Source organism: Bacteroides sp. RTP31139st1_H2_RTP31139_211217, from assembly GCF_040227615.1.
Taxonomy (GTDB): Bacteria; Bacteroidota; Bacteroidia; order Bacteroidales; family Bacteroidaceae; genus Bacteroides; species Bacteroides uniformis.
On record NZ_JBCNZM010000137.1, the window covers coordinates 1 to 322 of the forward strand.

1 pseudogene is annotated in these 322 nt (G+C 58.1%); it reads right to left on the bottom strand.

From position 1 onward, the window contains the following. Positions 1-322 (bottom strand): annotated as a pseudogene (locus ABUA47_RS18360) (hypothetical protein); the annotation flags it as partial.

Sequence of the window (322 nt, forward strand, 5' to 3'; positions counted from 1 at the left end):
AGATGCAGAAGTCCTCTCCCACCCCAGCCACCGGCGCTGCCTTCTTCTTCCGCGGGGCTGCTTTAGGACGGGCATTGCCAGTAAGGAAATCATAATCGGGGATACGGATGTGCATCACGTAGGGGTTGGCCACCCGCTCCACGATGCCGGCGTCGAACATCTTGTTGAAGAAGTAGCGCGTACGGTTGCGAGGCCACCCCAATATCTCCATCCAGCGGGCCAGGGAAAGTACGGACTCGCCACGTACACAGTCGAAAAGGTGTCCCCTGACGTTGCAGGTCACCGTGCTGTAGTTGACGTGTGTCAGCACAAAGACAAAGGC